General features: G+C 66.1%; 25 protein-coding genes. All 25 read left to right on the top strand.

The window, feature by feature from the left end:
* The first annotated feature begins 93 nt into the window (after positions 1-93).
* Positions 94-1,347: a sugar ABC transporter substrate-binding protein gene (locus PTQ19_RS12695; RefSeq protein WP_274367576.1), complete on the top strand. Its 1,254-nt coding sequence runs from the start codon at positions 94-96 to the stop codon at positions 1,345-1,347.
* A 105-nt stretch (positions 1,348-1,452) separates the two neighbouring features.
* Positions 1,453-3,060, top strand: a complete 1,608-nt coding sequence (locus tag PTQ19_RS12690; protein WP_274367575.1) for an ABC transporter permease subunit — start codon at positions 1,453-1,455, stop codon at positions 3,058-3,060.
* A gap of 1 nt (position 3,061) precedes the next feature.
* Positions 3,062-4,000, top strand: a complete 939-nt coding sequence (locus PTQ19_RS12685) for a sugar ABC transporter permease (RefSeq protein ID WP_274367574.1) — start codon at positions 3,062-3,064, stop codon at positions 3,998-4,000.
* A gap of 5 nt (positions 4,001-4,005) precedes the next feature.
* Positions 4,006-5,898 (top strand): glycoside hydrolase family 13 protein, encoded by a 1,893-nt coding sequence (locus tag PTQ19_RS12680; RefSeq protein WP_274369073.1) that lies wholly within the window; start codon positions 4,006-4,008, stop codon positions 5,896-5,898.
* Positions 5,899-6,060: 162 nt separating this feature from the next.
* Complete coding sequence (locus PTQ19_RS12675) at positions 6,061-6,234, top strand: hypothetical protein (protein WP_179410048.1); 174 nt, start codon at positions 6,061-6,063, stop codon at positions 6,232-6,234.
* 94 nt (positions 6,235-6,328) lie between these two features.
* The gene (locus PTQ19_RS12670; RefSeq protein WP_274367573.1) at positions 6,329-7,330 is read left to right on the top strand and encodes an ABC transporter; all 1,002 of its coding nucleotides are present in this window, start codon (positions 6,329-6,331) and stop codon (positions 7,328-7,330) included.
* 34 nt (positions 7,331-7,364) lie between these two features.
* Positions 7,365-7,856, top strand: coding sequence for a hypothetical protein (locus PTQ19_RS12665; RefSeq protein WP_274367572.1), 492 nt, complete (start codon positions 7,365-7,367; stop codon positions 7,854-7,856).
* A gap of 70 nt (positions 7,857-7,926) precedes the next feature.
* Positions 7,927-8,574, top strand: a complete 648-nt coding sequence (locus PTQ19_RS12660; RefSeq protein WP_206551470.1) for a spermidine/putrescine ABC transporter substrate-binding protein — start codon at positions 7,927-7,929, stop codon at positions 8,572-8,574.
* A gap of 214 nt (positions 8,575-8,788) precedes the next feature.
* A complete protein-coding gene (gene rpsL / locus PTQ19_RS12655) occupies positions 8,789-9,157 on the top strand; it encodes a 30S ribosomal protein S12 (RefSeq protein ID WP_179410052.1) in 369 nt (122 codons plus the stop codon).
* A gap of 5 nt (positions 9,158-9,162) precedes the next feature.
* Positions 9,163-9,633 carry a 30S ribosomal protein S7 gene (rpsG, locus tag PTQ19_RS12650; RefSeq protein WP_179410053.1) on the top strand — a complete coding sequence of 157 codons (471 nt, stop codon included), beginning with the start codon at positions 9,163-9,165 and terminating at the stop codon, positions 9,631-9,633.
* Positions 9,634-9,710: 77 nt separating this feature from the next.
* Positions 9,711-11,825 carry an elongation factor G gene (gene fusA, locus PTQ19_RS12645; RefSeq protein WP_274367571.1) on the top strand — a complete coding sequence of 705 codons (2,115 nt, stop codon included), beginning with the start codon at positions 9,711-9,713 and terminating at the stop codon, positions 11,823-11,825.
* Positions 11,826-11,992: 167 nt separating this feature from the next.
* Positions 11,993-13,186 (top strand): elongation factor Tu, encoded by a 1,194-nt coding sequence (tuf, locus tag PTQ19_RS12640; RefSeq protein ID WP_274367570.1) that lies wholly within the window; start codon positions 11,993-11,995, stop codon positions 13,184-13,186.
* A gap of 109 nt (positions 13,187-13,295) precedes the next feature.
* Positions 13,296-13,508, top strand: a complete 213-nt coding sequence (locus tag PTQ19_RS12635) for a hypothetical protein (protein ID WP_179410056.1) — start codon at positions 13,296-13,298, stop codon at positions 13,506-13,508.
* 379 nt (positions 13,509-13,887) lie between these two features.
* A complete protein-coding gene (gene rpsJ / locus PTQ19_RS12630) occupies positions 13,888-14,196 on the top strand; it encodes a 30S ribosomal protein S10 (RefSeq protein ID WP_017201594.1) in 309 nt (102 codons plus the stop codon).
* A gap of 8 nt (positions 14,197-14,204) precedes the next feature.
* Positions 14,205-14,864, top strand: a complete 660-nt coding sequence (rplC, locus tag PTQ19_RS12625; protein WP_179410057.1) for a 50S ribosomal protein L3 — start codon at positions 14,205-14,207, stop codon at positions 14,862-14,864.
* A gap of 4 nt (positions 14,865-14,868) precedes the next feature.
* On the top strand, positions 14,869-15,531 hold the full coding sequence (rplD, locus tag PTQ19_RS12620) for a 50S ribosomal protein L4 (protein ID WP_206551474.1): 663 nt from the start codon (positions 14,869-14,871) through the stop codon (positions 15,529-15,531).
* Positions 15,528-15,848 carry a 50S ribosomal protein L23 gene (gene rplW, locus PTQ19_RS12615; protein WP_179410059.1) on the top strand — a complete coding sequence of 107 codons (321 nt, stop codon included), beginning with the start codon at positions 15,528-15,530 and terminating at the stop codon, positions 15,846-15,848. Before rplD ends, rplW begins: the two co-directional genes overlap by 4 nt.
* Positions 15,849-15,868: 20 nt before the next feature.
* Positions 15,869-16,708 carry a 50S ribosomal protein L2 gene (gene rplB, locus PTQ19_RS12610; RefSeq protein WP_179410060.1) on the top strand — a complete coding sequence of 280 codons (840 nt, stop codon included), beginning with the start codon at positions 15,869-15,871 and terminating at the stop codon, positions 16,706-16,708.
* Positions 16,709-16,720: 12 nt separating this feature from the next.
* A complete protein-coding gene (gene rpsS / locus PTQ19_RS12605) occupies positions 16,721-17,002 on the top strand; it encodes a 30S ribosomal protein S19 (RefSeq protein ID WP_179410061.1) in 282 nt (93 codons plus the stop codon).
* Between the two features lie 25 nt (positions 17,003-17,027).
* Positions 17,028-17,429: a 50S ribosomal protein L22 gene (gene rplV, locus PTQ19_RS12600; RefSeq protein ID WP_179410062.1), complete on the top strand. Its 402-nt coding sequence runs from the start codon at positions 17,028-17,030 to the stop codon at positions 17,427-17,429.
* Positions 17,429-18,175, top strand: a complete 747-nt coding sequence (gene rpsC / locus PTQ19_RS12595; protein ID WP_179410063.1) for a 30S ribosomal protein S3 — start codon at positions 17,429-17,431, stop codon at positions 18,173-18,175. Before rplV ends, rpsC begins: the two co-directional genes overlap by 1 nt.
* On the top strand, positions 18,175-18,594 hold the full coding sequence (gene rplP, locus PTQ19_RS12590) for a 50S ribosomal protein L16 (protein WP_179410064.1): 420 nt from the start codon (positions 18,175-18,177) through the stop codon (positions 18,592-18,594). The genes rpsC and rplP overlap by 1 nt, the downstream gene beginning before the upstream one ends.
* A complete protein-coding gene (rpmC, locus tag PTQ19_RS12585) occupies positions 18,594-18,911 on the top strand; it encodes a 50S ribosomal protein L29 (protein WP_179410065.1) in 318 nt (105 codons plus the stop codon). The genes rplP and rpmC overlap by 1 nt, the downstream gene beginning before the upstream one ends.
* Positions 18,911-19,216: a 30S ribosomal protein S17 gene (rpsQ, locus tag PTQ19_RS12580; protein ID WP_179410066.1), complete on the top strand. Its 306-nt coding sequence runs from the start codon at positions 18,911-18,913 to the stop codon at positions 19,214-19,216. Before rpmC ends, rpsQ begins: the two co-directional genes overlap by 1 nt.
* On the top strand, positions 19,213-19,581 hold the full coding sequence (rplN, locus tag PTQ19_RS12575; protein ID WP_206551475.1) for a 50S ribosomal protein L14: 369 nt from the start codon (positions 19,213-19,215) through the stop codon (positions 19,579-19,581). The genes rpsQ and rplN overlap by 4 nt, the downstream gene beginning before the upstream one ends.
* Position 19,582: the final 1 nt, after the last annotated feature.

Below are 19,582 nucleotides of genomic sequence, written 5' to 3'. Positions count from 1 at the left end.
CAGTCCGCGGAGGCATTGCGGAACAGCATGCTTGCCAGGCATACTGTAAGCGCTTGCAGGTCTGCAGGTCCACGCATCGAGAGAGGCACACCAATGAAGGTGAACAAGAGGAGCATCCTCGCGTTCGGCGCCATCGCCGCCACGTCCGCAATCGTCCTGACCGGCTGCGCATCCGACTCGCCTGCGGGCGAGGGTGATTCGGGCAACACGACCGACTTCTCGGGCCAGATCACCGTCTGGGTCGACGCCGACCGCGCCGGTGTGATGGAAGACGCCGCCGCCGACTTCACCGCGGACACCGGCGTGAAGGTGTCTCTCGTGCAGAAGGAGTTCGGCGAGATCCGCGACCAGTTCGTGCAGCAGGTCCCCACGGGCAAGGGCCCTGACGTGATCGTGGGCGCACACGACTGGCTCGGCGTCCTCGTCGAGAACGGTGTTGCCGCACCGGTCGAGCTCGGCGACCGCGCAGGGGAGTTCGAGCAGGTGGCGCTCGATGCATTCAGCTACAACGGTCAGGTCTACGGCGTTCCCTACGCCATCGAGAACATCGGACTGCTGCGCAACACCGACCTGGTCGCCGAAGCGCCCACCGACTTCGACGACATGATCGCCAAGGGCGAAGCGGCCGGCACAGAGTACGCCTTCCTCGTCGGACTCGACCCCGAGGCCGCCGACCCGTACCACCTGTACCCCTTCCAGACCTCGTTCGGCGCCCCCGTCTTCGGCCAGAACGCCGACGGCAGCTACAACCCGGACGACCTGCAGATCGGCAACGACGGCGGCAAGGAGTTCGCCGGATGGCTCGCCGAGCAGGGCGAGGCCGGTGTCTTCAACACCAACATCACCGGCGACCTCGCCAAGGAGAACTTCAACTCGGGTAAGGCGCCGTTCTTCCTCACCGGACCGTGGAACGCGCCGTCGGCGGTCGAGGCGGGCCTGAACGTGGCCGTCGACATGATCCCGTCGGCCGGCGGTCAGGACGCACAGCCGTTCGCCGGTGTGCAGGGCTTCTTCCTCAGCGCTGAGAGCGAGAACAAGCTCGCAGCCAATGAGTTCCTGCTGAACTACGTCGGTTCCGAAGAGGTGCAGACCGCTCTGTACGAGGTCGGTGGCCGTGCCCCCGCGCTGACCAGCGCTTTCGAAGCCGCCGTCGCGGGCGACCCGATCACCGCCGGCTTCGGTGAGGTCGGTGTCAACGCGGTTCCGATGCCCAGCATCCCCGAGATGGGCGCCGTGTGGCAGTACTGGGGCGTGACCGAGGCAGCCATCATCAACGGAAGCGGTGGCGATCCGGCTGCGCTGTGGGAGAAGATGACCGCAGACATCCAGGGCGCGATCAGCGAGTGACGCGGACGGGTGGGGAAGCGCCGCAAGACGCCTCCCCACCCGGCATCCCGACGGATGCCATCGCCGACCTGCCGTGATAGCAACCCACCTCGACGAGGAACGCCGATGACGATCACCGATCCGCAGCCACCTACGCCACCGACTGCGCGCCAGCGGCGCGCCTCCCGCATCGCGGATGCAGCCAGCGGCGGTTGGGGCCTGATGCTGTTCAAGGTCGTGGTGCTGGGACTGATCCTGGCGCTGGGCCTGTACGCCGCACTGGTGCTCGCGCGCACCGGACAGTGGGTGGTGGCGGTCATCGTCATGGCTGTCGCGGCGCTCGCCGTCTGGATCTACTTCGGCCGCGGCAAGCTTCCGGCGAAGTACCTCATGCCGGGTCTGGTGTTCCTCTTCGTCTTCCAGGTCTTCGCAGCCGTCTACACCGGCTACGTCGCCTTCACGAACTACGGCACGGGGCACAACAGCGACAAGCAGAGCGCCGTGAACTCGCTCATGCTGTCGGCGCAGGAACGCGTGCCGGACTCTCCGGCGTACGACCTCACCGTGGTCGAGCGCCTCGGTGAGCTCTCATTCCTGGTCACCGCGCCCGACGGAACCGTCTCGGTCGGTGGTGTCGAACGGCCCCTCGAAGAGGTCGACGGGGCGCAGATGGACGGCGACAAAGCGGTCGGCCTCGAGGGATACAACTCCCTCGGCTTCGCCCAGATCGTCGCCGACCAGCAGCGGATCGCGGACATGACGGTGCCGCTGAGCGACGACCCGAACGACGGCGCACTGCGCACGCCCGACGGTTCCAGCGCCTACGTCTACACCTCCGCACTCGTGTACGACGAAGACGCCAGCACGATGACCGACACTCGCAGCGGCGTCGTCTACTCCGACATCGGAACCGGCGCGTTCACGGCATCCGACGGCACCGAACTCAAGCCGGGCTGGAAGATCAACGTCGGGTTCGACAACTTCACCCGCGCATTCACCGAGGAATCCATCCGCGGCCCGTTCATCTCGGTGCTGATCTGGACGTTCGTCTTCGCATTCCTCTCGGTGTTCACCTGCTTCGCGCTCGGACTGTTCCTGGCGATCGTGTTCAACGATCCGCGCATGAAGTCGAAGAAGTACTACCGCGTGATCATGATCCTGCCGTACGCCTTCCCCGGCTTCCTCTCGGCGCTGGTGTGGGCGGGCATGATGAACCAGGAGTTCGGGTTCATCAACGTCGTGCTGTTCGGCGGCGCCGACATACCCTGGCTCACCAATGAGTGGCTGGCGAAGTTCAGCATCATTCTGGTGAACCTCTGGCTCGGGTTCCCGTACATGTTCCTGATCTGCACGGGTGCGCTGCAGTCCATCCCGGATGACGTGCAGGAGGCCGCGCGCGTGGACGGGGCCAGCGCCTGGCAGATCTTCCGCTCGATCAAGCTGCCGCTGCTGTTCGTCGCGGTCGCGCCGTTGCTGATCTCGTCGTTCGCCTTCAACTTCAACAACTTCAGCCTGATCTACATGCTCACCGGTGGTGGCCCTCGCGACGTCACCGCCGGAGTGAACGTCGGTGCGACCGACATCCTCATCACGATGGTCTACAAGGTCGCTTTCGTCGGTTCGAGCTCCGACTACGGACTCGCGAGCGCGTTCTCGATCATCATCTTCATCCTGGTCGCGACCATCTCGGTGATCGCGTTCCGGCGCACCAAGGCACTGGAGGATCTGAACTGACATGAGCACCGCACCCGTCACCGCCCCCGACACGGCTGCGATCGTGTCCTCCTCCGGTGTGCGCGGCGAGGCCCCGGAGACCCGTCGCCCCTTCCGCAAGTACTTCCGTGAGACCGGCTGGCGCCATCTCGTCGGCATCGCCGCCACCGTGTTCGCGCTGTTCCCCCTGCTGTACGTGTTGAGCGCTTCGCTGAACCCCGGGGGGACCCTGCTCACCGCCAACTCGCTGTTCAGCGACGTCAGCGGCGAGAGCTACCTGCAACTGTTCCAGAACCCCCGGCACCCGTACGGCGCATGGTTCATGAACACCCTGGTGATCGGTCTGATCACGTCGGTGTTCACCGTGCTGCTGGGCGCGCTCGCCGCGTACTCCTTCTCACGGATGCGGTTCACCGGCCGGCGGTTCAGCCTCACGGCGCTGCTGGTGGTGCAGATGTTCCCGCAGATGCTGGCCATGGTCGCGATCTTCTTGATCATGGTGACGATCAGTGACATCTTCCCGGCGATCGGCCTGAACACGCAGATCGGTCTGATCATGGTCTACCTGGGCGGTGCGCTCGGCGCGAACACCTACCTGATGTACGGCTTCTTCAACACCGTGCCGGCCTCCATCGACGAGGCCGCGAAGATCGACGGCGCCGGACACGCCAGGATCTTCTTCACGATCATCCTGCGGTTGGTGGCCCCCATCCTCGCTGTCGTCGGCCTGCTCAGCTTCATCGGAACGAGCAGCGAGTTCGTGCTCGCCAGCGTCATCCTGATCGACCCCCACAAGCAGACGCTTGCCGTCGGGCTGTACAAGTTCGTCGCAGACGAGTTCTCGAAGAACTGGAGCGTGTTCGCCGCGGGCGCCGTGCTCGCCGCCATCCTGCCCGTGGCGCTGTTCCTCGCGCTGCAGAAGTACATCGTCGGTGGCCTGACGGCGGGGAGCGTGAAGTGACCGCGATGCACCCGCGCACCCCGCACCACGACGGCTCCCCTCTGCACGTCTCGAACGATGCGCCCACCCTCGGCGAAGTCGTTACCGTCCGGCTGCGCGTGCCCGCCGGCTACGGCCCGCTGCGTGCCGTGCGCACCCGCTCCAATCCCGACCATGAGCCCGAGTGGACCGACGCCGAGCGCATCGGGTCGGTCGACGGCTGGGAGTGGTGGCAGGCGCCGATCACCGTGCGCAACCCCCGGCACGGCTACCGGTTCGTGCTGGTTCACGATGATGGCACGGTCGAGTGGCTCAACCAGAGCGGGCTGCACCGCGGCGAGACGCTCGACGCCGAGGACTTCGCGCTCGTCGCCAACCCGGCGCCCCCGGCCTGGCTGAACGACGCGGTCATGTACCAGGTGTTCCCGGACCGCTTCGCCCGCTCGGCCGAGGCTGACGGGCATCCGACGCCCGAATGGGCGATCCCCGCGACGTGGAGCGACCCGGTCGACCCCGTCATGCCGGGGCGCTCCCAGCAGTTCTATGGCGGTGACCTGCCGGGCATCATCGAACGACTCGACCACCTCGTCGACCTGGGCGTGAACCTGCTGTACCTCACGCCGGTCTTCCCCGCCGCATCGAACCACCGCTACGACGCCTCGAGCTTCGACTCGGTCGACCCGCTGCTCGGCGGCGACGAGGCCTACGTCCGACTGATCGAAGAAGCTCACGCCCGCGGCATCCGCGTCATCGGTGACCTGACCAGCAACCACTCCGGCGACCGGCACGAGTGGTTCCAAAAGGCGCTTGGCAACCCCGGCGCCGATACGGAGGAGTTCTACTACTTCACGGACGAGGGCAACACGAGCTACGAGTCGTGGCTCGGAACGCCGACGCTGCCGAAGTTCGATTGGTCGTCCCAGAGGCTTCGGCAGCGCTTCGTTTCGGACGACGACTCGATCGTCGCGAAGTGGCTCAAGCCGCCCTACTCGATCGATGGCTGGCGTATCGACGTGGCGAACATGACCGGCCGTCTCGGCACCGTCGATGTCAACGCCGAAGTGCGTCAGTTGCTGCGCGAGACGATGCTGCGCATCAATCCCGAGGCGATCCTGCTCGGCGAGTCGACGAACGACGCCGCGAGCGACCTGCAGGGCGACGGTTGGCACGGCGCCATGACGTACCCGTCATTCACCCGTCCGCTGTGGGGATGGCTGAGCGAGCCGACCGGTGAGCCGTATCTCACCGGTGAGGGCGACGAGCGCACCGAACCGTGGTTCTTCGGGCAGCCGATCGGGGGCATCCCGCGCTATACGGCACAGGACTTCGCGGATGCGGTCGTGCGCTTCACCGCGAGCATCCCGTGGCGGGTGCGCCTGGGGAACATGCAGCCGCTCGACACCCATGACACCGGCCGCTTCGCGACCAACGCGGCGGCCGGGACGATCCCCGTCGCCGTCGGCCTCTCGATGACGCTCCCCGGGCTGCCGGTGGTGTTCGCCGGTGACGAGTTCGGGCTCGTCGGCGCAGACGGCGAGGCCAGCCGCACTCCGATCCCGTGGGGGAGCGAGGCCGACGTCGACGTCGCCGCCCGCCTGGCGCTGTACCGCGACCTGATCGGCCTGCGTCGCGCGCATCCCGTGCTGGGGGCCGGCGGACTGCGCTGGCTGCACGTCGACGACGACACGGTCGTCTTCGTCCGCGAGAGCGCACAGGAGTGCATCCTGGTACTGGCGACGCGCGGGGGAGCGGACGCCGCACTTCCCGCGGGGGCGTTGCCCCGGGCATCCGACGCGGAGGCGCTCTTCGGCGACGCGACATTGGCCGTCGCGACCGATGGTGCCGTCGCGCTCGCGGCCGACGGCCCGGCCTTCGCCGTCTGGGCGCTCCCCGGGGTCGACGTTCCGTCGAGCTTCTGACCGCACCGTCGTTTTCTGTTCACAACTCCGGAGAAACTCCCGCGGACTGGCGCCCACGTCGGATTCTGCCCGGTGCAGGGCCGTTCTTCCGGAGTTGCGAACGGCGGACGTGTGGCGCGTGTCGGGTGAGCCGCCACGTCGCCGGGGGCGTACGGTGTGGTCATGTCCGCACGTGTCGGAGGGCGCAACCCGGTGATCAGCTGGGTCGTCGGTCTGCTCTGCGTCGGCGTCATCGCGGCGTTGCTGTGGCTGTCGCTACCGGCTGGTCCCGGGGTCGTGACGGTGCTGATGCACATGCTGGGAGCGCCGGTACCACCGGGAGCCGCGGGGCAGTGAGACATCCCGCCTGACGACACGTCGGCACGCCTGCGACACGGGGGTTCGCGCGAGCGTTACTCTCGCACTGGATCAATCCACGAGAGGCGACACCATGAGCGACCCCGACGTTCCCGAGAACAAGTCGGCTGACAGCGTCGATGACGTCGTCGGCAGTGCGAACGAAGGGCTCGATGCCGCCGCGGCGGCACGCGCCGAGGTTCCTCCTGCCGATGGTGCAGCGGATGCTGTCGATCCCGATCTGGAGGCGTTCGCCGCTGCAGAGCGCGACCACCCCGGCGTCTTCCTGACGACCGAGCAGGCCGCGGCTGCGGCGGATGCCGGCACCGAGCCCGTTGCGGCGACGGATGCTGTCGGGCCCGCCGAGGAGTACGTCGACTCGACGGGACCGGTGCCCGCCGACAGCGTCGACACCTCTGTGCACACGACCTCTGTCGCTGACACGGCTTACGCCGCTCCCGCGGTCGACTCGGCGGCCGAGACCCAGGTCGTCCCCGCCGAGCCCGTGGCGCCTCCGCCCGTGGTCGCGCCGCAGCCGATCTTCGTGCAGGCACCCGAGCCCCCGCGTGAGCTCGGCAACCGCGCGACGGCCGGCGCGATCGGTCTGCTCGCGATGGTCTCGTTCGCGATCCTGTACCTCGGTGCGATCCTGGGCATCGGGGCCGTCGAGGGAACCGTGACCGTCGAGAACGTGGGTACGGCTGCGGTTGCGCCGCTGTCGACCTGGTCTTTCTGGGTGCCCGTCGTCATCTTCTACATCGCGTTCTGGTTGCTCGGCGCGATCATCAACCGCGGCCGCTGGGGGCATTGGGTCATCTTCGGCCTGTTCGTCGGCGCCGCCGCCTACGGTGGTCACCTTCTCGGCCAGCTGTTCCAGGCGCCGTTCTGGCGTCTGACACCGACCGAGGCCGTCGAGCTCCTCGAGCAGCAGACCTTCGCTCCGCTCGCGATCGCGGCTTTCCTGTTCGCCCGCGAGCTCACGATCTGGTTCGGTGCCTGGGTGGCTCGCAGCGGCGCACGCAAGAAGGAGCTGAACGCCGAGGCTCAGGCCGAGTACGAGCGCACGCTCGAGGCGGGCCCTTCGGCCCTGCGTTGACCGCGCGCACAACGGCATCCGATACGGTGTCAGCATGAGTTCAGGAGACCCCCACGGCGCCGCGCCGGAGGGGGTCTCCGTCGCTCTGGCCGCGGTCGTCGGCATCGCCTGTTTCGGAGCGCTCGGGCTTCTCGGGCTCGGGATGCTGTCGTACTTCAGCGACACCGACATCCTCGCCGTCGAGGGGCTGACGCTGTGGCCAGGGATCATCGGGATGCTCGTGGCGATCGCCGTCTTCGCCGGCATGCTGATCGCGGTGCTGCGCAGGCGTTCGTCGCGTCTGGCATCGATCCTCGCGGTCGGGCTCGTCACCGTCGTCGCCCATGTCGCGGCGGTCTGGGTGAGTGCGGTGATCGGCGGAGCCGGTCTCGCCCACGCCAGCGTCGCCGGATCGCAGCTCATCGTGCGCGGGTCGAGTCTCGTGCTGTTCGCCGTTGCGGCGCTGGCGGCAGGTATCGCCGTCGCTCTCCGGCGCGCCCGCGGTGGTACCCCGAAGTGGCCGTGGGAGCGCGACGACGAGCTCTGAGCGTCACACCCACGCCGCGCCGATGACGTTGACAGCGCCGCTGCGCGGGCTGGGGTCGTACGCTGGGTGCGTGGAGCGATCTCTGGATGCCCAGGTGAGCCAGGCCGTCGAGGCCTGGTTGCGCTGGGTGCCGCGCTGGGCTCCGGCCACGCACCGTGGCCGCGTGGCACCGTGCCGTCGTTGCCTCGGGTCGCCCATTCTGTCGGCGGCCGGCATCGGCGCAGGCGTGCCGCACGGAGTGCAGCATGGGTTGTCCACGCGGATCAAGGCGATCATCGACCAGGCCGTCGCGGAGTACACGGTGCGCAATCTGCCGATGCTGCAGGCCGAGCTCGATCAGCAGGCCGATCGGAACCGATCGCGGGGGTACCGGCCGTCCGAGGGGCTCGACCCCGAGTACGAGGGGATGCCGCTGGACCCCGACCCCGTGCCGGGCGCGCCTTTCCTGTTCACCGTCGCGGGGCTTGCCGACGAGGCGGCGGCCGAGCTGCCGCCCCTGCCGCCGCTGAGCGACGAGGCGAAGGCCGCGCTGCGGCAGGAGGTCGCACTCGCCGACGAGTACGCGAACATGGTGGGTCGCGAGATCTGCGGGATGCTCCTGGCGCACCGCCTCGACGTGCAGGCCGCGATCTCGCGGTACGTCGAGCCGCAGATCGAGGCGATGCTCGCCGAGCTGAGCGAGGCCTTGGACTCGCCGTTCGACCCGGATGCTCCGTAGCACAGCATCCGACCTGCCATTTGACCGCCACGCGCGTGGCGGATTACACTTGATCGCGTGTGCGCACGCCTGTGCGTGCACGCTGGGCACCGACACCGTCGGGCCGCCCCCACGGCATACCCACCACACCAAAAGCGCTGCGGATCCGCAGCGCCGGTGGGTCATGATGTGAAACCCATCACGCTGTCACCGTGCAGCACTAAGAGGAGAGAACGTGCCAACTATTCAGCAGTTGGTTCGCAAGGGACGTTCGCCGAAGGTCACCAAGACCAAGGCGCCCGCTCTGAAGTCGAACCCGCAGCAGGCCGGGGTGTGCACCCGTGTCTACACCACCACCCCGAAGAAGCCGAACTCGGCGATGCGTAAGGTCGCTCGTGTGAAGCTCCGCAACGGCACCGAGGTCACCGCCTACATCCCCGGTGAAGGCCACAACCTGCAGGAGCACTCGCTGGTGCTCGTGCGCGGTGGTCGTGTCAAGGACCTTCCCGGTGTCCGCTACAAGATCGTCCGTGGTGCACTCGACACCCAGGCAGTCAAGAACCGTAAGCAGAGTCGCTCTCGCTACGGCGCAAAGAAGGGTTGAGTTAGATGCCTCGTAAGGGTCCCGCCCCCAAGCGCCCGGTCGTCAACGACCCCGTATACGGTGCACCGATCGTCACCTCGCTCGTGAACAAGATCCTCGTCGACGGCAAGAAGTCGCTCGCCGAGTCGATCGTCTACGGCGCCCTCCGCGGTGTCGAGGCCAAGAGCGGCCAGGACGCCGTCGCCACCCTGAAGAAGGCGCTCGACAACGTGCGCCCCACCCTTGAGGTCCGCAGCCGCCGCGTCGGTGGCTCGACCTACCAGGTCCCCGTCGAGGTCAAGCCGCACCGTGCGAACACCCTTGCACTGCGCTGGCTGGTCAGCTACGCGAAGGGTCGTCGTGAGAAGACGATGACCGAGCGCCTGCAGAACGAGATCCTCGACGCGTCGAACGGTCTGGGTGCAGCGGTCAAGCGCCGCGAGGACACCCACAAGATGGCCGAGTCGAACCGCGCCTTCGCCCACTACCGCTGGTAAAGGGCTGAGCGGATGCCGCACCCGCGGCATCCGCTCGCACTCTCTGTTCGTTCCTGAACCATCCCGGAGGAACCCCCGTGGCACAAGAAGTGCTCACCGACCTGAGCAAGGTCCGCAACATCGGCATCATGGCGCACATCGATGCCGGCAAGACCACCACGACCGAGCGCATCCTGTTCTACACGGGTGTCAACCACAAGCTCGGCGAGACCCACGATGGTGGCGCGACCACCGACTGGATGGAGCAGGAGAAGGAGCGCGGCATCACGATCACGTCGGCCGCCGTGACCTGCTTCTGGAACAAGAACCAGATCAACATCATCGACACCCCCGGCCACGTCGACTTCACGGTCGAGGTCGAGCGCTCGCTGCGCGTGCTCGACGGTGCCGTCGCGGTCTTCGACGGCAAGGAGGGCGTTGAGCCCCAGTCCGAGACCGTGTGGCGTCAGGCCGACAAGTACGACGTCCCGCGCATCTGCTTCGTCAACAAGATGGACAAGCTGGGCGCCGACTTCTACTACACGGTCGACACGATCGTGAACCGTCTGGGTGCCAAGCCGCTCGTGCTGCAGCTCCCGATCGGCTCCGAGAGCGACTTCGTCGGCGTCGTCGACCTCATCGAGATGCGCGCCCTGGTCTGGCCCGGCGACGCCAAGGGTGACGTGACGATGGGCGCCTCGTACGAGGTGCAGGAGATCCCCGCCGACCTCAAGGAGAAGGCCGAGGAGTACCGCCAGCAGCTGCTGGAGACGGTTGCCGAGACCGACGACGCGCTGCTGGAGAAGTTCTTCGGTGGCGAGGAGCTCTCGATCGCCGAGATCAAGGGCGCCATCCGCAAGATGGTCGTCGCGAACGAGATCTACCCGGTGCTGTGTGGTTCGGCGTTCAAGAACCGCGGTGTGCAGCCCATGCTGGACGCCGTCGTCGACTACCTGCCCAACCCGCTCGACGTGGGTGCCATCGAGGCACACGACCCGAAGGACGAAGAGAAGGTCATCGAGCGTCACCCCGACGCCAACGACCCGTTCTCGGCGCTGGCCTTCAAGGTCGCCGTGCACCCGTTCTTCGGTCGTCTCACCTACGTGCGCGTGTACTCGGGTCACCTCGACTCGGGCTCGGCCGTGATCAACTCGACCAAGGGCAAGAAGGAGCGCATCGGGAAGATCTTCCAGATGCACGCCAACAAGGAGAACCCGGTCGACTCGCTCACCGCGGGGAACATCTACGCCGTCATCGGTCTGAAGGACACCACCACCGGTGACACCCTCGCCGACCCGGCCGCCCCGGTCGTCCTCGAGTCGATGACGTTCCCGGAGCCGGTCATCGAGGTCGCGATCGAGCCGAAGACCAAGGCTGACCAGGAGAAGCTGGGTCTCGCGATCCAGAAGCTCGCAGAAGAGGACCCGACGTTCCGCACGGAGCTGAACCCCGAGACCGGTCAGACGACCATCAAGGGCATGGGTGAGCTGCACCTCGACATCCTCGTCGACCGCATGAAGCGCGAGTTCCGCGTCGAGGCGAACGTCGGAAAGCCGCAGGTGGCCTACCGCGAGACGATCAAGAAGGCCGTCGAGAAGCACGACTACACCCACAAGAAGCAGACCGGTGGTTCGGGTCAGTTCGCCAAGATCCAGTTCAACATCGAGCCGCTCGACCTCGACTCCGAGAAGACCTACGAGTTCGTGAACTCGGTCACCGGTGGTCGCGTTCCGCGCGAGTACATCCCTTCGGTCGACGCCGGCTTCCAGGATGCGATGAACGTCGGCGTGCTCGCCGGCTACCCGATGGTCGGTGTCAAGGCGACGCTGGTCGACGGTGCCGCGCACGACGTCGACTCCTCGGAGATGGCGTTCAAGATCGCGGGTTCCATGGGCTTCAAGGAGGCCCTGCGCCGTGCCAACCCCGTTCTGCTCGAGCCGCTGATGGCGGTCGAGGTGCGTACTCCCGAGGAGTACATGGGTGACGTCATCGGTGACCTGAACTCGCGTCGTGGTCAGATCCAGTCGATGGAGGATGCCCAGGGCGTCAAGGTGGTGCGCGCTTCGGTGCCGCTGTCCGAGATGTTCGGCTACATCGGTGACCTGCGCTCGAAGACCTCGGGCCGCGCGGTGTACGCGATGGAATTCGACAGCTACGCTGAGGTTCCCCGCGTCGTCGCCGACGAGATCATCCAGAAGACCAAGGGCGAGTAAGCCCTTCACTCGGGCTCCTGCCTCGTTCGCGAGAGCGCAGGGCAGGGGTCCGGGTACCCCACAACTTCACATTCACTCTCTACTAAACTGAGAAACCGAAACCAGTAGGGAGCCGGTCACAATCCAGTGCCCGGCGATCTCTACACGAACGTCCTGAGGAGGACCCAGTGGCCAAGGCCAAGTTCGAGCGGACCAAGCCGCACGTCAACATCGGAACGATCGGTCACGTCGACCACGGCAAGACCACCCTGTCTGCCGCGATCTCGAAGGTGCTTGCTGACAAGTACCCGTCCGACACGAACGTCCAGCGTGACTTCGCGACGATCGACTCGGCTCCCGAGGAGCGTCAGCGCGGTATCACGATCAACATCTCGCACATCGAGTACGAGACCCCGAAGCGCCACTACGCGCACGTTGACGCCCCCGGCCACGCCGACTACGTCAAGAACATGATCACCGGTGCTGCGCAGATGGACGGCGCGATCCTCGTGGTCGCCGCCACCGACGGCCCGATGGCTCAGACCCGCGAGCACGTCCTGCTCGCCAAGCAGGTCGGCGTGCCGTACCTGATGGTCGCGCTGAACAAGAGCGACATGGTCGACGACGAGGAGATCCTGGAGCTCGTCGAGCTCGAGGTTCGCGAGCTGCTGTCGGCTCAGGGCTTCCCCGGCGACGACGCTCCCGTCATCCAGGTCTCGGCGCTGAAGGCGCTCGAGGGCGAAGAGAAGTGGGTCCAGGCGATCCTCGACCTCATGCAGGCCGCGGACGACAGCATCCCCGACCCCGAGCGTGACCGCGACAAGCCGTTCCTGATGCCGATCGAGGACGTCTTCACGATCACCGGTCGTGGAACCGTCGTCACGGGCCGCGCCGAGCGTGGCACGCTGGCCATCAACTCTGAGGTCGAGATCGTGGGTCTGCGCCCGACGCAGAAGACGACCGTCACCGGTATCGAGATGTTCCACAAGCAGCTCGACGAGGCATGGGCCGGCGAGAACTGTGGTCTGCTGCTCCGCGGCACCAAGCGCGAGGACGTCGAGCGCGGCCAGGTCGTCGTGAAGCCGGGCTCGATCACCCCGCACACCAACTTCGAGGGCACTGCCTACATCCTCTCGAAGGACGAGGGTGGCCGTCACAACCCGTTCTACACGAACTACCGCCCGCAGTTCTACTTCCGCACCACCGACGTCACCGGCGTCATCTCGCTGCCCGAGGGCACCGAGATGGTCATGCCCGGCGACACCACCGACATGACGGTCGAGCTGATCCAGCCGATCGCTATGGAGGAGGGCCTCGGCTTCGCTATCCGTGAGGGTGGCCGCACCGTTGGCGCCGGCACGGTGACCAAGGTCATCGCGTAAGCATCTGCTTCAGAAGAGGGGTCGGACCTGAGGGTCCGGCCCCTCTTTCGTGTAGAAAAGAGCAGGAGGACAGAGGGTCTGTCCTCACGTACCGCGCGGGAGGTAGACGATGGGTTTCGACGACATCGTGGGCAAGGGCAAGGCTCTCTACGAGGAGCACAAGGAGACGATCGAGGACGCGGTTAAGAGTGACCAGGCCGAGGACATCAGCGACAAGCTTCTCGACGGCGTCGCCGACTTCGCCAAGAAGGTGGCACCGGGTGCTGCGGATGCTATCGACGACGTTCGCGACAACGTGGACAAGGCCGTCGGCAACGAGTGACGGCAGTCTGATCTGAAGGCGGCGCACCCTCGGGTGCGCCGCCTTCTTCGTGCGCGACACGCCCGGGTTTGCAGTAGTCGAATCGGGCATGGCAGAATAGACAGGTTCCACATTTCTGCGCTCTTCGTGATGCGCGGAATCACTGTCATGGCAGTGCATAGACGGCGAGCCCTTCGGGGCGTGCGCAGGGTTCTAGGCCGCGGGCAGCAGAACAGACAATCCGATTCCTCTTATCGAGGGCTTCGCCGTGCGTGCGCGGTGAAGGTCGGGCTGACATCAGAACAGTGATGCAGAGGCGCGAACAGCGCCACCGTGCGTCCAATGCCCCAGGGCCACCCGGTCCCGGTCGGTACGACGCCTATAGAGAGAGAGCAGACAAATGGCGGGACAGAAGATCCGCATTCGCCTGAAGTCGTATGACCACGAGGTCATCGACACGTCGGCACGTAAGATCGTCGACACCGTGACCCGCGCGGGCGCGACCGTCGTCGGCCCCGTGCCGCTTCCGACCGAGAAGAACGTCGTGTGCGTCATCCGGTCGCCCCACAAGTACAAGGACAGCCGCGAGCACTTCGAGATGCGCACCCACAAGCGTCTGATCGACATCGTCGACCCGACGCCGAAGGCTGTCGACTCGCTGATGCGTCTCGACCTCCCGGCCGACGTCAACATCGAGATCAAGCTCTGAGGTCCGCCATGGTTGACATCAACTCCAAGGTTTCCAAGGGCATGCTCGGCACGAAGCTCGGCATGACCCAGGTCTGGGACGCGAACGGCAAGCTCGTTCCCGTCACCGTCATCGAGCTGGCTCCCAACGTGGTCACCCAGGTCCGTACGCCCGAGAAGGACGGCTACAAGGCTGTTCAGATCGCGTATGGCCAGATCGACCCGCGCAAGGTGAACAAGCCCCTGACCGCTCACTTCGAGGCAGCCGGCGTCACGCCGCGTCGTCACGTCACCGAAATCCGCACCGCGGATGCCGCTGACTACTCGCTGGGCCAGGAGCTCACCGTTGACGGCGTGTTCGAGGCGGGCCAGCTGGTCGACGTGGTCGGTACCAGCAAGGGTAAGGGCACCGCCGGTGTCATGAAGCGCCACAACTTCGCCGGTGTCTCGGCGTCGCACGGTGCGCACCGCAACCACCGCAAGCCCGGTTCCATCGGTGCCTCGTCGACGCCCAGCCGCGTCTTCAAGGGCATGCGCATGGCCGGCCGTATGGGTGGCGAGCGTGTGACCGTCCTCAACCTCAAGGTGCACGCCATCGACGTCGAGAAGGGACTCATGCTCGTCAAGGGCGCAGTCCCCGGCGCGCGTGGTCGTATCGTGTACGTCCGCAACGCAGTGAAGGGTGCCTGATCTTATGGCTGACTCGACTCTCGCAATCGACGTCCTGACGGTCGACGGTAAGAAGGCAGGCTCGGTCGAGCTGCCCGCCGCGATCTTCAACGTCGAGACCAACGTCCCGCTGATCCACCAGGTCGTCGTCGCGCAGCAGGCTGCTGCACGTCAGGGAACGCACGCTACGAAGACTCGTGGCGACGTGTCCGGCTCCGGCACCAAGCCCTTCAAGCAGAAGGGCACCGGTAACGCGCGCCAGGGCTCGATCCGCATGCCGCAGCACCGCGGCGGTGGCACGGTCCACGGCCCGCAGCCGCGCGACTACTCGCAGCGCACCCCCAAGAAGATGATCGCCGCTGCCCTCCGTGGCGCGCTGAGCGACCGCTTCCGCGGTGAGCGCCTGCACGCCGTTGAGGCGTTCGTCGCTGACAGCACCCCTTCGACCAAGACCGCAGCCGGCCTCATCGCCGCCGTGGCTCCGTCGAAGAACGTGCTGGTCGTCATCGAGCGCGACGACGAGCTGACGCTGAAGAGCGTCCGCAACCTCGCGAACGTGCACATCCTCAGCTTCGACCAGCTGAACGCCTACGACGTCATCGTCTCCGACGACATCGTCTTCACCAAGGCCGCGCTCGAGGGCTTCATCGCCTCGAAGACCGGCGCAACCGAGGAGGTCTCGGCATGAGCGAGCAGAACCCTCTCGCAGCGGCTCTGAACAAGGACCCGCGCGACATCATCCTGGGACCGGTCGTCTCTGAGAAGAGCTACGGCCTGATCGACGAGGGCAAGTACACCTTCCTCGTCGACCCCCGCGCTTCGAAGACCGAGATCAAGCTCGCCATCGAGAAGATCTTCGGTGTCAAGGTGGCGTCGGTCAACACGATCAACCGCGTCGGCAAGGCCCGTCGCACCCGTTTCGGCACCGGTAAGCGCAAGGACACCAAGCGCGCCATCGTCTCGCTGAAGTCGGGTTCCATCGACATCTTCACGGCAGTCGGCTGACCGGGGGATAAGGACAGAACATGGCTATTCGCAAGTACAAGCCCACGACCCCGGGCCGTCGCGGTTCGTCGGTAGCGGACTTCGCCGAGATCACCCGATCGACGCCTGAGAAGTCGCTGCTGCGTCCCCTTTCGAAGACCGGTGGTCGTAACAACCAGGGCCGCATCACCACCCGCCACATCGGTGGTGGACACAAGCGCCAGTACCGCGTCATCGACTTCCGTCGTAACGACAAGGACGGCATCAACGCCAAGGTCGCTCACATCGAGTACGACCCCAACCGCACCGCACGCATCGCACTGCTGCACTACTTCGACGGCGAGAAGCGCTACATCATCGCCCCGAACAAGCTGAAGCAGGGTGACATCGTCGAGTCGGGTCCTTCGGCTGACATCAAGCCCGGCAACAACCTGCCGCTCAAGAACATCCCGACCGGTACGGTCATCCACGCCATCGAGCTCCGCCCCGGCGGCGGCGCGAAGATGGCCCGTTCGGCCGGCGCCTCGGTGCGTCTGGTCGCGAAGGACGGCCCGTTCGCTCAGCTGCGTCTGCCCTCGGGCGAGATCCGCAACGTCGATGCGCGCTGCCGCGCGACCATCGGCGAGGTCGGCAACGCCGAGCAGTCGAACATCAACTGGGGTAAGGCCGGCCGCAAGCGCTGGAAGGGCGTCCGCCCGACCGTCCGTGGTGTCGCGATGAACCCGGTCGACCACCCGCACGGTGGTGGTGAGGGTAAGACCTCCGGTGGTCGTCACCCCGTTTCCCCGTGGGGTCAGGCTGAGGGTCGTACCCGTCACGCCAACAAGGAAAGTGACCAGTACATCGTCCGCCGCCGCAACGCTGGCAAGAAGCGCAAGTAGGAGTAGAGGAAGATGCCACGCAGTCTCAAGAAGGGCCCCTTCGTCGACGAGCACCTGCTTCGCAAGGTGGTCGGTCAGAACGAAGCCGGTTCCAAGAACGTCATCAAGACCTGGTCGCGCCGTTCGATGATCATCCCGGCCATGCTGGGTCACACCATCGCCGTGCATGACGGTCGCAAGCACATCCCCGTGTTCGTGACCGAGACCATGGTCGGCCACAAGCTGGGCGAGTTCGCGCCCACCCGCACCTTCCGCGGCCACGTGAAGGACGACAAGAAGGGCCGCCGCCGCTGACGCGGGGGCGATAGAGGAGAGAGAAATGGTGGAGTCCATCGCACGTGTGCGACACATCCGCGTGACCCCTCAGAAGGCTCGTCGTGTCGTCGCGCTCATCAAGGGCAAGCAGGCTCAGGAGGCCCTGGCCATCCTGAAGTTCGCGCCTCAGGGTGCCAGCGAGCCGATCTACAAGCTCGTGCACGCTGCAATCGCGAACGCATCGGTCAAGGCCGATCGCGACGGCGAGTACCTCGACGAGCAGGACCTGTACGTGAAGAACGCGTACGTCGACGAGGGCACGACGCTCAAGCGGTTCCAGCCGCGCGCTCAGGGTCGTGCATTCCAGATCAAGAAGCGCACGAGCCACATCACGGTCGTGCTGGCCACTCCGGAGGTCGCTGACGCGCCCGCCGAGGCGGCCACGACGAAGAAGGCGAGCAAGTAATGGGCCAGAAGGTCAACCCGTACGGCTTCCGTCTCGGCATCACGACCGACCACGTGTCTCGTTGGTTCTCGGACTCGACGAAGCCCGGTCAGCGTTACGCCGACTACGTCGCCGAGGACATCAAGATCCGCAACCTGCTGCAGACGCAGCTCGACCGTGCCGGCGTCTCGAACATCGAGATCGAGCGCACCCGTGACCGCGTGCGTGTGGACATCCACACCGCGCGTCCCGGCATCGTCATCGGTCGCCGTGGCGCCGAGGCCGAGCGCATCCGCGGCGACCTCGAGAAGCTCACCGGCAAGCAGATCCAGCTGAACATCCTCGAGGTCAAGAACCCCGAGGCTGACGCTCAGCTCGTCGCCCAGGGCATCGCCGAGCAGCTCTCCGCACGTGTGGCGTTCCGTCGCGCGATGCGCAAGGGTCTGCAGGGTGCTCAGCGCGCCGGCGCCAAGGGTATTCGTATCCAGGTCTCCGGCCGTCTCGGCGGCGCAGAGATGAGCCGTTCGGAGTTCTACCGCGAGGGTCGTGTGCCGCTGCACACGCTGCGCGCGAACATCGACTACGGCTTCTACGAGGCCAAGACCACCTTCGGCCGCATCGGCGTGAAGGTCTGGATCTACAAGGGCGATCTCACCAACAAGGAACTCGCACGCGAGCAGGCCAACCAGAAGCCGGCTCGTGACCGTGGCGACCGCCGTCGTGCCCCGCGCAACGAGGCACCGGTCGCAGAAGGAGCGTCGGCATAATGCTCATCCCTCGCAAGGTCAAGTACCGCAAGCAGCACCACCCGAAGCGTTCGGGCCAGGCGACCGGCGGCACCAAGGTCTCCTTCGGTGAGTTCGGCATCCAGGCTCTGACCCCCGCCTACGTGACCAACCGTCAGATCGAGTCCGCTCGTATCGCGATGACCCGTCACATCAAGCGTGGTGGAAAGGTGTGGATCAACATCTATCCCGACCGTCCGCTCACGAAGAAGCCCGCCGAAACCCGCATGGGTTCCGGTAAGGGTTCGCCCGAGTGGTGGGTCGCCAACGTCAAGCCGGGCCGTGTCCTCTTCGAGGTCGCGGGCGTGAATGAGGAGCTCGCACGCGAAGCCCTCACCCGGGCCATTCACAAGCTGCCGCTCAAGGCACGCATCATCAAGCGCGAGGAGGGCGACGCGTAATGGCGATCGGCACCAAGGAGCTCGCACCTGCCGAGCTCGACACGTTCGAAGACCAGCGCCTCGTCGAGGAGCTGCGCAAGGCCAAGGAGGAGCTGTTCAACCTCCGTTTCCAGTCGGCCACCGGCCAGCTGGAGAGCCACGGCCGCATCCGCGCCGTCAAGCGCGACATCGCGCGCCTCTACACCGTGATCCGCGAGCGAGAGCTGGGCATCCGCGCGACGCCCGCTCCGGTCGAGGCTCCGGCGAAGAAGGCGTCCAAGGCGAAGGCGAAGAAGGAAGCTGCGGCTGACGACGCGCCGAAGGAGGAGGCCGAGTAATGGCTGAGAAGAAGGCAGCAGAGCACGCCGAGCACGACGTGCGCGACGCCGACGCCCGCGGGTACCGCAAGGCCCGTCGTGGCTACGTCGTCAGCGACAAGATGGACAAGACCATCGTCGTCGAGGTCGAAGACCGCGTGAAGCACCCGCTCTACGGCAAGGTCATCCGCCGCACCGAGAAGGTCAAGGCGCACGACGAGAACAACACCGCCGGTATCGGCGACCTGGTCCTCATCAACGAGACCCGGCCGCTGAGCGCCACCAAGCGCTGGCGTCTGGTTGAGATTCTGGAGAAGGCCAAGTGATTCAGCAGGAGTCCCGCCTCAAGGTCGCCGACAACTCCGGCGCGAAGGAACTGCTCACGATCCGCATCCTCGGTGGCTCGCGCCGCCGCTACGCGGGTCTGGGCGACACCATCGTTGCCACGGTCAAGGACGCGATCCCCGGCGGCAACGTCAAGAAGGGCGATGTGGTCAAGGCCGTCATCGTCCGTACCGCAAAGTCCACGCGCCGTCCCGACGGCTCGTACATCAAGTTCGACGAGAACGCCGCCGTCATCCTGAAGAACGACGGGGAGCCCCGCGGCACCCGTATCTTCGGACCGGTCGGTCGCGAGCTTCGTGACAAGAAGTTCATGAAGATCGTCTCGCTCGCCCCGGAGGTCATCTGAT

Source organism: Microbacterium esteraromaticum (assembly GCF_028747645.1).
In the GTDB taxonomy this organism is placed as follows: Bacteria; Actinomycetota; Actinomycetes; order Actinomycetales; family Microbacteriaceae; genus Microbacterium; species Microbacterium esteraromaticum_C.
Note: the sequence above shows the minus strand (reverse complement) of the source record. Positions and strands in the feature narration are given on the sequence as shown.